The organism is Pseudomonas sp. NPDC077649, from assembly GCF_044542855.1.
Classification (GTDB): domain Bacteria; phylum Pseudomonadota; class Gammaproteobacteria; order Pseudomonadales; family Pseudomonadaceae; genus Aquipseudomonas.
Window position 1 is genome coordinate 1 of sequence record NZ_JBITVF010000007.1, and the last position, 12,396, is coordinate 12,396.

10 protein-coding genes are annotated in these 12,396 nt (G+C 67.3%); 5 read left to right on the forward strand and 5 right to left on the reverse strand.

Annotation, left to right across the window (positions count from 1 at the left end):
• The first annotated feature begins 160 nt into the window (after positions 1-160).
• From ACIGFL_RS19085 to plsB, 3 genes are all read left to right on the forward strand, one after another.
• Entirely contained in the window at positions 161-550 is a 390-nt protein-coding gene (locus ACIGFL_RS19085; RefSeq protein WP_397498195.1) for a hypothetical protein, read from the forward strand.
• Positions 551-694: 144 nt separating this feature from the next.
• On the forward strand, positions 695-1,066 hold the full coding sequence (locus tag ACIGFL_RS19090) for a hypothetical protein (protein WP_031303034.1): 372 nt from the start codon (positions 695-697) through the stop codon (positions 1,064-1,066).
• 146 nt (positions 1,067-1,212) lie between these two features.
• On the forward strand, positions 1,213-3,696 hold the full coding sequence (gene plsB, locus ACIGFL_RS19095) for a glycerol-3-phosphate 1-O-acyltransferase PlsB (protein WP_021443709.1): 2,484 nt from the start codon (positions 1,213-1,215) through the stop codon (positions 3,694-3,696).
• A gap of 180 nt (positions 3,697-3,876) precedes the next feature.
• Here the strand turns inward: plsB and ACIGFL_RS19100 are convergent, their stop codons facing one another.
• From ACIGFL_RS19100 to ACIGFL_RS19120, 5 genes are all read right to left on the reverse strand, one after another.
• A complete protein-coding gene (locus tag ACIGFL_RS19100; protein WP_397498196.1) occupies positions 3,877-5,484 on the reverse strand; it encodes a malate:quinone oxidoreductase in 1,608 nt (535 codons plus the stop codon).
• 298 nt (positions 5,485-5,782) lie between these two features.
• Entirely contained in the window at positions 5,783-6,469 is a 687-nt protein-coding gene (locus ACIGFL_RS19105; protein WP_397498197.1) for an LrgB family protein, read from the reverse strand.
• Positions 6,466-6,819 (reverse strand): CidA/LrgA family protein, encoded by a 354-nt coding sequence (locus tag ACIGFL_RS19110; protein ID WP_397498198.1) that lies wholly within the window; start codon positions 6,817-6,819, stop codon positions 6,466-6,468. Before ACIGFL_RS19110 ends, ACIGFL_RS19105 begins: the two co-directional genes overlap by 4 nt.
• Before the next feature lie 15 nt (positions 6,820-6,834).
• Complete coding sequence (locus ACIGFL_RS19115; RefSeq protein ID WP_397498199.1) at positions 6,835-7,344, reverse strand: DUF934 domain-containing protein; 510 nt, start codon at positions 7,342-7,344, stop codon at positions 6,835-6,837.
• Entirely contained in the window at positions 7,341-9,008 is a 1,668-nt protein-coding gene (locus tag ACIGFL_RS19120) for a nitrite/sulfite reductase (RefSeq protein ID WP_397498200.1), read from the reverse strand. Before ACIGFL_RS19120 ends, ACIGFL_RS19115 begins: the two co-directional genes overlap by 4 nt.
• Positions 9,009-9,347: 339 nt before the next feature.
• On the opposite strand from ACIGFL_RS19120, the gene ccoG reads away from it, so the two are divergent.
• Positions 9,348-10,760 carry a cytochrome c oxidase accessory protein CcoG gene (gene ccoG, locus ACIGFL_RS19125; RefSeq protein ID WP_397498201.1) on the forward strand — a complete coding sequence of 471 codons (1,413 nt, stop codon included), beginning with the start codon at positions 9,348-9,350 and terminating at the stop codon, positions 10,758-10,760.
• Positions 10,761-10,964: 204 nt separating this feature from the next.
• A complete protein-coding gene (gene mapR, locus ACIGFL_RS19130; RefSeq protein WP_021443716.1) occupies positions 10,965-12,377 on the forward strand; it encodes a GntR family transcriptional regulator MpaR in 1,413 nt (470 codons plus the stop codon).
• Positions 12,378-12,396 lie beyond the last annotated feature (19 nt).

Sequence of the window (12,396 nt, forward strand, 5' to 3'; positions counted from 1 at the left end):
AACTGCGATTCGCCTCATAACGGCTCTCCCACTCTTCAATCACCGACGCCTTGGTATAGAACCGGGGTGTGGGGAGAGTCCATTACAGCATTCAAATTGTTCGCTCCGCTCACTGGGACGGGCTAAAGCCCGCCCCTTGACCAAGCCTTAGGGGGCACATATGAGAATGCGCAATGCTCGTATCGCGATAGCGCTACTCGGACTCGTATTACCTTATATGGCACGCCTGCCTCGCGGCATCGAATGGCTGCAGCAGTACACGGATACCGGTCTTGGTAGTTGGCTATTTTTGGGGGCGTTCAATGCCATTGCATGGGGTGCAATCCTTGCATGTAGCTTTATGTATCTCCGCCCCTCTTCACTAATTGGACCATGCTTGCTTGGCTTCGGCTTCCTAGCATGGGCGCACAACACCTTAGATCTCAGCGCAGACGCGCAAGCCGCTATCGGCCTGATCTTCATTCCTATCTATGCTCTCTTGCCAATTGCAATTGGCGGCGCAATTGGTTACGTCTTGGATCGGAGGCTACGGCGCAATGATGCCGCCTAACAATTCGCATATGGACTCGCCCCCACAAGCGGTGAGGAATAGCTTTTTGACACTGTCGTCAGCGCGGTTGCACTCGTATATCCGGCCTTGCATCGGGCATCGCCCTGGCCATTCTGTTGCTCGCGCAGCGGGGGCCAAGCGCGCATGAGGTATCTGTTGTGGCTCGACGGCGCTGCCGCCGCGCTGGCCGGCGCTCTGCTGCTGACGTTTCGCCACTGGCTGAGCGAGTTGCAGGCGCTGCCCCTGGCGCTGCTGACCCTGATCGGCCTGGTCAATCTGCTCTATGCGGCTTACTCCCTGAGCCTGGCGCGCCGTCGGCGGCGACCGCAAGCGCTGATCGTGCTGCTGGTGCTGGGCAATATGGCCTGGGCGGCGGTGTGCCTAGGGCTGGCGGCGAGCTTTGTCGGCTCGGCGCGCCCCTGGGGCCTGGCTTATCTGGTTGGCGAAGCGCTGTTCGTCGCGCTGCTGGCCGGCCTCGAATGGCGCTGGCGCGAACGCCTGTCAGTGGCCGCTTGAGCGCTCGCCTCGCCCGCGGCGGATAGCCCGCCCCAGGCGCTGCGCGTGGCCTGCAGCGCGAGAGTTTTTTGCCCGCCACGCGCCCTTGCGGCACACTAGCGCCCTTCCCGAGCAATCGCTCGTTTTGCCATGCAAGCAGAGTCCGTATGACCCGTTCCCCCTTCCGCCGCCTCGCCTTCGGGGCGCTGCGCCGCCTGCTGTACCTCTGGGTACGCTCGGAAACCATCAACCAGTCCGCCTTCACCCTCAAGCTCGACCGCAGCAAGCCGGTGTTCTACGTGCTGCAGCAGCCTTCGGTGAGCGACCTGGCGGTGGTCGACCGCGAATGCAGCAAGGCCGGCCTGCCGCGCCCGGTGTTGCCGGTGGCGGTCGGGGAACACGTCGAGCCGGCGGCCTTCTTCTACCTGACGCCTGAGCCGGATTGGTTCGGCCGCCAGGACAAGCGCGGCATCTCGCCGACCCTGGATCGGGTAGTCGCCGCCCTCTCCCGCCAGGCGGTGGACGATGCGCAGATCGTGCCGGTCAGCGTGTTCTGGGGGCAATCGCCGGATCGCGAAACCAGCGCCTGGAAGCTGCTGTTCGCCGACAGCTGGGCGGTGACCGGGCGCCTGCGCCGGCTGGTGAGCATCCTGATCCTGGGGCGCAAGACCCGCGTGCAGTTCTCCACGCCGATTCACCTGCGCGAGCTGGTCGAGCAGGACAAGGGCCAGGAGCGCACCCTGCGCATGGTCCATCGCATCCTGCGCGTGCACTTCCGCAACCAGAAGGCCGCGGTGATCGGCCCGGACGTGTCGCACCGGCGCAACCTGGTCAAAGGCCTGGTGCACGACCCGCTGGTGCGCCAGGCGATTGCCGAGGAAGCCGAGCGCGAGAAGATCAGCCTGGAGAAGGCCGAGGCGCAGGCGCTGCGCTATGGCAACGAGATCGCCTCGGACTACACCTACACGGTGATCCGCTTCCTCGAACTGGTGCTTTCCTGGTTCTGGAACAAGATCTACGACGGCGTCAAAGTGCACAACATCGAGGGCGTGCGCGACATCGCCCAGGGCCACGAGGTGATCTACGTGCCCTGCCACCGCAGCCATATCGACTACCTGCTGCTGTCCTACCTGCTGTTCACCAACGGCCTGACGCCACCGCACATCGCCGCCGGGATCAACCTCAACATGCCGGTGATCGGCGGCCTGCTGCGCCGCGGCGGCGCCTTCTTCATGCGCCGCACCTTCAAGGGCAACCCGCTGTACACCGCAGTGTTCAACGAATACCTGCACACCCTGTTCAGCAAGGGCTTCCCGGTCGAGTACTTCATCGAGGGCGGCCGCTCGCGCACCGGGCGCATGCTGCGGCCGAAGACCGGCATGCTGGCCATCACCCTGCGCAGCTTCCTGCGCTCGCATCGCCTGCCCATCGTTTTCGTGCCGGTGTACATCGGCTACGAACGGGTGCTGGAGGGGCGCACCTACCTGGGCGAGCTGCGCGGCGCGAGCAAGAAGAAGGAGTCGATCTTCGACCTGTTCAAGGTGCTCGGCGCGCTCAAGCAGCGCTTCGGCCAGGTCTCGGTGAACTTCGGCGAGCCGATCAAGCTGGCCGAGTTCCTCGACCAGCAGCAGCCGGACTGGCGCAGCCAGGAGCTGGCGCCGCAGTTCCGCCCGAGCTGGCTGAACGAGGCGACCAATCGCCTCGGCGAGCGGGTGGCGCGTCACCTCAACGAGGCGGCGGCGATCAACCCGGTCAACCTGGTGGCGCTGGCGCTGCTCTCCACCAGCAAGCTGGCCCTGGACGACCGCGCCCTGGCGCGGGTGCTCGACCTCTACCTGGCGCTGCTGCGCGCGGTGCCCTACTCGCCGCACACCACATTGCCGGACGGCGACGGCGCGGCGCTGATCGAGCACGTCAAGGGCATGGACCTGCTGGCCGAGCAGAAGGACGCCCTCGGCAAGATCCTCTATCTGGACGAGCAGAACGCCGTCCTGATGACCTACTACCGCAACAACGTGCTGCACATCTTCGCCCTGCCGGCGCTGCTGGCGAGCTTCTTCCAGAGCAGCGCGCGGATCAGCCGCGAGCAGATCCTGCGCTTCACCGGCGCGCTCTATCCCTACCTGCAGGCCGAGCTGTTTATCCGCTGGGATAGCGACCAGCTCGAGGAAGTGGTCGACCAGTGGCTGGCGGCCTTCGTCGAGCAGGGCCTGCTGAAGACCGAGGGCGACGTGTACCTGCGCCCGGCACCCAGCTCGCGCCAGTTCGTGCTGCTGACCCTGCTGTCGCGCTCGGTGGCGCAGACCCTGCAGCGCTTCTACATGGCCATCGCCCTGCTGCTCAACGCCGGGCAGAACGCGATCAGCGCCGAGGAGCTGGAAGACCTGTGCACGGTGATGGCCCAGCGCCTGTCGATCCTGCATGGCCTGAATGCGCCGGAGTTCTTCGACAAGAGCCTGTTCCGTCACTTCATCCAGAGCCTGCTGGACCAGGGCGTGCTGCGCCAGGACGAGGCCGGCAAGCTCAGCCACCACCCGCTGCTCAGCGAGCTGGCCGAAGGCGCCGCCAAGCGCGTGCTGCCGGCGGAGATTCGCCTGTCGATCCGCCAGGTGGCGCTGGATCGCAACGAGGACGAGCCGGCAGCGCCGTAATTGTCGCGTCGTAGGGCGCGCTATGGCAGAACCCCCAGGGTGGCTGTCGCCTTTTACCTCCACCAGGGCGGTGGATCGGTGAAGCGTGATCCACCCTACGCGCCGCGACAGGTTCGCAGGCCAAACAAAACCCGCCGTGCGCGAGGCGCAGGGCGGGTTCTCTTTACCGCATGAAAGACCTTACAGGGTCACCGCCGTCGGCTCGGGCTCGGCGGCTACTTGCACGTCCGGCGCCACTTCGATGTGCTGCAGCTCGAGACGCTCGCTGCTCCACTGGCGCACGCGATTGGTCAGTGCCAGGTCGTCGTTCAGCTTCTGCCCGTAGGAGGGGATGATCTGCTGCAGACGCGCCTGCCACGCGGGGCTGGCGACCTGCTCGGCGAAGGCCTTCTCGATCAGCTGCAGCATGATCGGCGCGGCGGTGGAGGCACCCGGCGAGGCGCCGAGCAGCGCGCTGATGCTGCCGTCGGCGGAGGTCACCACCTCGGTGCCGAACTGCAGTACGCCGCCCTTCTCGGCATCCTTCTTGATGATCTGCACGCGCTGGCCGGCCTGGATCAGCTCCCAGTCCTCGCTCTTGGCCTCCGGGAAGTATTCGCGCAGCGAGGCCATGCGGTCTTCCTGGCTGAGCATCAGCTGGCCGATCAGGTAGGTGCTCAGCGGGATGTTGTCCATGCCGGCATTGGCCAGCGGCAGGAAATTGTCGCTGGTCATGCTGCCGAACAGGTCGAGCAGCGAGCCATGTTTCAGGAACTTGGTGGAGAAGGTGGCGAAGGGGCCGAACAGCAACACGGTCTCGTCGCCGATCACGCGGGTGTCCAGGTGCGGCACGGACATCGGCGGCGAGCCGACCGAGGCCTTGCCGTACACCTTGGCCTTGTGCTGGGCGACGATCTCGGGGTTGCGCGTCATCAGGAACTGGCCGCCGACCGGGAAGCCGGCGTAGCCCTTGGCCTCTTCGATACCGGATTGCTGCAGCAGCTTGAGCGCGCCGCCGCCGGCGCCGATGAACACGAAGCGCGCCTTGACGCTGCTCTCGGCGCCATCGTTGGCCAGGTCGGCGACCACCACGGTCCAGCTGCCGTCAGCGTTGCGCCGCAGGTCGCGCACCTCGTGTTCCAGGTGCAGGCGCGCCTGGTCCTTGGCGATCAGCGAGTCGATCAGTTGGCGGGTGATCTCGCCGAAGTTGACGTCGGTGCCGATCGCCATGCGGGTGGCGGCGACGGGTTGGCCTTGGTCACGGCCCTGCATGACCAGCGGCGCCCACTGGGCGATCTGCGCGTGATCCTCGCTGAACTCCATGCCGCGGAACAGGTTGCTGTGCTCGAGCGCGGCATGGCGCTTGCGCAGGTATTCGATGTTGTCCTCGCCCCAGACGAAGCTCATGTGCGGGGTGTTGTTGATGAAGCTCTTGGGCTTGCTCAGCACCTCGCGCTCGACCTGGTAGGCCCAGAACTGCTTGGAGATCTCGAAGGATTCGTTGATCGCCACCGCCTTGCCGATGTCGATGCCGCCGTCGGCGGTTTCCGGGGTGTAGTTCAGTTCGCAGAACGCCGAGTGGCCGGTGCCGGCGTTGTTCCAGGCGTTGGAGCTCTCGCCGGCGACGCGGTCGAGGCGCTCGTAGATGTCGATGCTCCAGTCCGGCTCCAGCTCGTTGAGGTAGGTGCCGAGGGTAGCGCTCATCACGCCGGCGCCGATCAGCAGGACGTCGACGGTTTTCTCGGGCTCGCGGGGCTTGGAGCAACCGATCACGCTGAGACAGAGCAGCGTCAGCAGGATTTTCTTCATGGCACAGTCCAGTGGTGTGCACGACGGCGCGCCGTGCAGGCAAGGTTTCGGGTGGCAGCCGTATGGGCCGCCCATGGGCGATGGCCGCCGATCGGCGGCACGGCGGGAGGAAGGGTGTTCCAGGCCTCTTGGCGGGCGTATTCCGCTCGTGTCGCCGGCAGGAGCAATATGCGTGCCGCTGAAAGGATTCAGCGCTGGATCGGGCCTCGCCGCGCGCCGGGAGGCGCGATGCGGTGGCGAGTTCTCGCCAAAGGCGGCGGGCCCGCGCGGCGCCGGTGGCGGGATTCCGCCCCGCGCCTCAGCTGGACAGCAGCAGGGGCAACAGCAGCGCCGTGGCGATCCCCAGCAGGCTCATGGCCAGGGCGGCGAAGGCGCCGCACTCCTCGCCTTCCTGCAGGGCATGGGCGGTGCCGATGGCATGGGCATTGATGCCGTAGCTGAGGCCTCGGGCAGCCGGGTGCTCGACCCTGGCCCAGCGCAGCAGCCAGGGGCCGAGCGCGGTGCCGATCACCCCGGTGAGCATCACCAGCACCGCCGCCAGCGAGGCGATGCCGCCGATCTGTTCGGCCACCGGCATGGCGATCGGCATGGTCACCGATTTCGGCGCCAGGCTCATCAGCACCACCCAGTCGGCGCCCAGCGCCCAGCCGATGGCCAGGGTCAGCGTCACCGACAGCACGCCGCCAGCCAGCAGGGTGAGCATGATCGGCCAGAACAGTTGGCGGATGCGCTTGATGTTGTGCTGCAGCGGCACCGCCAGGGCCAGGGTGGCCGGGCCGAGCAGCCAGGCGATGGGCTCGGCGCCGGCGCGGTAGGTGGCGTAATCCACCCCGCACAGCAGCAGGGTGGCGACGATCAGCGTCACCGACACCAGCACCGGCTGCAGCAGCAGCCAGCCGCTACGCCGATACAGCCAGGCGGCGATCAGAAAGGCCGCCAGGGTCAGGCCGATGGCGAACAGCGGATGCGCGGCCAGGGCATTCATCGCTGACGCTCCTGGCGGCGGATCAGGGTCTGCAGCAGCCAGCCGCAGAACGGCACGGTGACCAGCAGCGACAGCACCAGGGCCGTGGCGATCACCGGCAGCTCAGCCAGCAGCAGCTCGCTGCTGGTCATGATCCCGGCGGCCGGCACCGCCAGCAGCAACGGCAGGTAGGGCAACAGGCCATTCGCCGCCTGCTGCAGCGGCTCGGGCACCGCGCCGCGCCACATCAGCCAGGCCGACAGCAGTAGCAGGCCGATGATCGAGCCCGGCAGCATGGGCAGCAGCCACTGGTTCAGGGCCACGCCCAACAACTGCAGCACCACCAGCCAGAACAGGCCTCGCAACATCATGATCTCGACTCCTCCTTAATTGCGCCCCCGGCGAAACAGCGGACGCGGCTCGATGGCCGAACGACCATACAACACACTGAGCCCGGCCAGGCCCTTGAGTGCATCCTCCAGCGACTTGTCGGCGCGTACGGCGAAGGCGTCGAAACCGCACTGGCGCATATGCGCCAGCTGGTCGCGCAGCACATCGCCCACCGCGCGCAGTTCGCCGCGCCAGCCCAGGCGGGTGCGCAGCAGGTATGCCTGGCTGTAGCCGCGGCCGTCGCGGAAGCTGGGGAAGTCGATGGCGATCAGCGGCAGGCTGGCGAGAAACGGCTGCAGCGCTTCCGGCTCGTCATCCACCTGCAACAGCAGGCCGTCGGCGCTCGCCGCCCTGCCCTGCAGCACTTCGGCCGACTGCCGTTCGCGCCAGGCGGCCAGCGGCAGGATCTGCGGCGCCGCGCCAGCGCTGTCGGCGTCATGCAGTTGCCAGGGGTCGTCGGTGACGATGCGGGCCTGGCCCTCGACCAGGCGGATCAGATTGTTCATGCCACCGCCTCCCGGGCGTAGACGCGCTCCTTGAACGGCTCCAGGCCGATGCGCTGGAAGGTGTCGAGAAAGCCTTCGTTCACCTCGCGGTAGTCGACGTAGGTCTGCACGATGCGCTCGATCACCTCGGGCACCTGCTCGGCGGCGAACGCCGGGCCGATCACCTTGCCCAGCGCCGCCTGCCGGCCCTGGCTGCCGCCGAGGGTGAGCTGGTACCACTCGCTGCCGTTCTTGTCGACGCCGAGGATGCCGACGTTGCCGATATGGTGGTGGCCGCAGGCGTTCATGCAGCCGGAGATGTTCAGGCTGATATCGCCCAGGTCGTGCAGGTAGTCGAGGTCGTCGAAGCGCTGCTGGATGGCCTGGGCGATGGGGATCGACTTGGCGTTGGCCAGCGAGCAGAAGTCGCCACCCGGGCAGGCGATGATGTCGGTGAGCAGGCCGGCGTTGGCCGTGCCCAGCCCGGCCGCCCGGGCCTCGCTCCATAGCGCATGGAGGTCGCGCTTGCGCACGTCGGGCAGCACCAGGTTCTGTTCGTGGGCCACGCGCATCTCGCCGAAACCGTAGCGCTCGCTCCAGTCGGCCAGCGCCTCCAACTGCTCGGCGCTGACGTCGCCGGGCGGCGCGCTGATGCCGGGTTTGGTCGACAGCACCACGCTGGCGTAACCGGGCACCTGATGCGCCATGACGTTGCGCGACACCCAGCGGGCGAAGTCCGCGTCGCGCGCCAGCTGGGTGCCGAAGTCGATATCGGCATCGGCCAGCTCGGCATAGGCCGGCTTGTGGAAGGAGGCGGCGACGCGCCGGTATTCCTCATCGGTGAGCCGCGCCGGGCCGTCCTTGATCGACTGCCACTCGCGCTCCACCTCGGCGGCGAAGGCCTCGATGCCGAGCGCCTTGACCAGGATCTTGATCCGCGCCTTGTACTTGTTGTCGCGCCGGCCGTGGCGGTTGTACACGCGCAGGATGGCCTCGACGTAGGACAGGCAGTCCTGCCAGTGCAGCCCCTCGCGCAGGGGCTGGGCGATGATCGGCGTGCGCCCCAGGCCGCCGCCGACCAGCACCCGCAGGCGCAATGCGCCGGCCTCGTCGCGATGCAGCTGCAGGCCGATGTCGTGCACCTGGATCGCCGCGCGATCCTCGGCGGCGGCGCACAGGGCGATCTTGAACTTGCGCGGCAGGAACAGGAATTCCGGGTTGACCGTCGACCACTGGCGGAGGATCTCGGCCAGCGGGCGCGGGTCGAGGTACTCGTCGGCGGCAACGCCGGCGAAGGCTTCGGTGGTGATGTTGCGCACGCAGTTGCCGGAGGTCTGGATGGCATGCATGTCGTGCGCGGCCAGCCAGTCGAGGATGTCCGCCACGCGCTCGAGCTCGATCCAGTTGAACTGGATGTTCTGCCGCGTGGTGAAGTGGCCATAGCCGCGGTCGTACGCGCGGGCGAGGTGCGCCAGCGCGCGCATCTGCTTGGCCGACAGGGTGCCGTAGGGGATCGCCACGCGCAGCATGTAGGCATGCTTCTGCAGGTACAGGCCGTTCTGCAGGCGCAGCGGCAGGAACTCCTCTTCGCTCAGCTCGCCTTCCAGGCGCCGCTGTACCTGGTCGCGGAACTGGGCGACGCGCTCGCGCACCAGCGCACGGTCAAAATCGTCGTATTGGTACATGCCGGCAGGCCTCCTGATCACGGGCGTCGACTATGCCTGCCGGACGTGTTTCGAAAACAGCGCCAGAAAAGCCTAAAAAAACCAGATCAGATAAGCGAAAGAAGGCTGCGGCTTACCGGCGATTGGCGCGGCGCGATGTCGCAGGCCGAGGCCTGTAGCGCTAAGGCTGAAATCCACAGCAGCCAGATATGGCGTGGCCTGGAGACCTGTCAGGCAGTTTTTTCGGCGCCCACCGGCCGCATCTGATCCGCTTTTTTAACGAAAACCTGAGACTGTTTCGAAAACAGTTCGCCTCGGATCATGGCGCCAGCCTGATTAACGCCTGATGAGGGCAACGCCATGACCGAGCTGATCCCCGTGCGGGCCGTCGAGAGCATCGACCCTGCCAAACCCATCCGCCTGACGCCGGCCCAGGCCGGCGGGCCGATCCACACCCGCAGCTTCACCGGGCGCTTTCGCAACCTGCGCCTGCTCGGCGCCGGCCTGCTGTTCCTGCTGTTCTTCGGCACCGCCTGGATCGACTGGAACGACCGCCAGGCCGTGCTCTGGGATCTGGGCGCGCGTCAGTTCCATATCTTCGGCGCCACCTACTGGCCGCAGGATTTCATCCTGCTCTCGGCCATCCTGATCATCGCCGCCTTCGGCCTGTTCTTCATCACCGTGCTGGCCGGGCGCGTCTGGTGCGGCTACGCCTGCCCACAGAGCGTGTGGACCTGGATCTTCATGCGCGTGGAGCAGCTCACCGAGGGCGACCGCGGCCAGCGCATCAAGCTCGACGCCGCACCCTGGTCGCTGCAAAAGATCCTGCGCCGCGGCGCCAAGCACGGCCTGTGGCTGGCGGTGAGCCTGGTCACCGCGCTGGCCTTCGTCGGCTACTTCACCCCGATCCGCCAGCTGACCCTGGACCTGGCGACCCTTGAGGTCGGCGCCACCACGGCCTTCTGGGTGCTGTTCTTCACCGCCGCCACCTATATCAACGCCGGCTGGCTGCGCGAGAAGGTGTGCCGCGACATGTGCCCCTACTCGCGCTTTCAGAGCGTGATGTTCGACCGCGACACGCTGATCGTCTCCTACGACGCCGCCCGCGGCGAGAACCGCGGGCCGCGCCGCAAGGACGCCGACTACAAGGCCGAAGGCCTGGGCGACTGCATCGACTGCACCATGTGCGTACAGGTCTGCCCCACCGGCATCGACATCCGCGATGGCCTGCAACTGGACTGCATCGGCTGCGGCGCCTGCATCGACGCCTGCGACAGCGTGATGGACAAGCTCGGCTATGCCCGCGGCCTGGTGCGCTACAGCTCCGAGCGCGAGCTGGCCGGCGGCAAGACCCGCTGGCTGCGGCCCAGCCTGGTCGGCCATGCGGCGATGCTGGCGCTGATGATCGGCGCCTTCGCCTGGGCCCTGGCCGAGCGCCCGCTGCTGTCGCTGGACGTGACCCGCGACCGCGGCCTGTACCGCGAGAACGCCCTGGGCCAGATCGAGAACATCTACAGCCTGAAGATCATCAACAAGACCCAGCAGGCGCGCAGCTACAGCATCGCCCTGGTCGAGCCGGGCGACTTCGAGCTGCATGGGCCGAGCACGCTGCATCTGGCACCCGGCGAGATCCGCGACCTGCCGGTCAGCGTCGCCCTGACCGCCACGCGCAATGGCGCCGGCCCGCAGCACCTGCAGTTCGAGGTGACCGACCAAGCCGAGCCGGACAGCCGCGTCGCCACCCGCAGCACTTTCCTCGCCCCGCTGCGCTGAAACCTCCTAGCCCGGATGCCATCCGGGGCCGTTCGCTGCGCGGATGGCACCCGGGCTACACCTACCCTGTAGGCGCGGATTGATCCGCGATTCGCCCAGCACGCCCCACGGTCCCGCCCGAACGACTCACGAGGCCCTGCCATGTCCGCCGTTCACCCCGTAAAGTGTTCGCCCGTACCCCTTGCACCGGTGAACCAGGACAGGATGAAACGCTACGAGAAATTCGCCGACGAGATCGCCGAGCTGATCCGCAGCGGCGTGCTCGCCCCAGGCGAGAAGGTGCCCTCGGTGCGCCACGCCAGCCGCACCTACGGGGTCAGCCCGTCCACTGTGTTCCAGGCCTACTACCTGCTGGAGGATCGCGGCCTGATCCAGGCCCGCGCCCGCTCCGGCTACTTCGTCCGCGAACACGCGCAGCGCCCGCTGCACGAGCCGGAAGCGGCCGTGCGCGCCGCGCAGACCACCGAGGTGGACGTCAGCGAACTGGTGTTCTCCGTGCTCGCCTCGCTGAAAGACCCCGACACCGTGCCCTTCGGTTCAGCCTTCCCCAGCCCCGACCTGTTCCCCCTGCCGCGCCTGGCGCGCAGCATGGCACACGCCCTGCGCGAGCTGTCGCCGCACGCGGTGATCGCCGACATGACCGCCGGCAACCCCGACCTGCGTCGGCAGATCGCCCTGCGCTACATGGTCAGCGGGGTGATGCTGCCGATGGAGGAGCTGGTGATCAGCAACGGCGCCATGGAGGCGCTCAACCTCTGCCTGCAGTGCGTCACCCAGCCGGGCGACCTGGTGGCCATCGAGTCGCCGGCCTTCTACGCCTGCCTGCAGGTGCTGGAGCGGCTCAAGCTCAAGGCGGTGGAAATTCCCGTGCACCCGCGCGAAGGCATCGACCTGGCGGCGCTGGCCGACAGCCTGCAGCGCCTGCCGATCAAGGCCTGCTGGTTCATGAGCAGCCTGCAGAACCCGCTCGGCGCGAGCATGAGCGAGGCGAAGAAACAGGCGCTGTACGAGCTGCTGGTGCGCCACCAGGTGCCGCTGATCGAGGACGACGTCTACGCCGAGCTGTACTTCGCCAGCCAGCCGCCCAAGCCGGTGAAGAGCTTCGACCGCGAAGGCCTGGTGATGCACTGCGGCTCCTTCTCCAAGAGCCTGGCACCCGGCTACCGGGTCGGCTGGGTAGCCGGCGGGCGCTACGCCGAGCAGATCGCCCGGCTCAAGCTGATGACCACCATCTCGCCCTCGGTGCCGGCCCAGGCGGCCATCGCCGACTACCTGCAGCACGGCGGCTACGACCGCCACCTGCGCAAGCTGCGCCACGCCCTGGAAATGCAGCAGGGCGCCATGCTCGCCTCCGCCGCCCGGCATTTTCCCGCCAGCACGCGGGTGACGCGGCCGGCCGGCGGTTATTTTCTCTGGTTCGAATTCCCCGAACGGCTGGACTCCCTGCAACTGCTGCGCCTGGCGCTGGCCCAGGGCATCAGCCTGGCGCCGGGACCGATCTTCTCCGCCAGCCAGGGCTTTCGTCACTGCGCCCGTCTGAACCACGGCCACCCCTGGGACGCGCGCAGCGAACAGGCCATGGAGGTGCTCGGCCGGCTGGTGGCCGGGTTGCTCTGACAGAGCGGCGCAGCCTGCG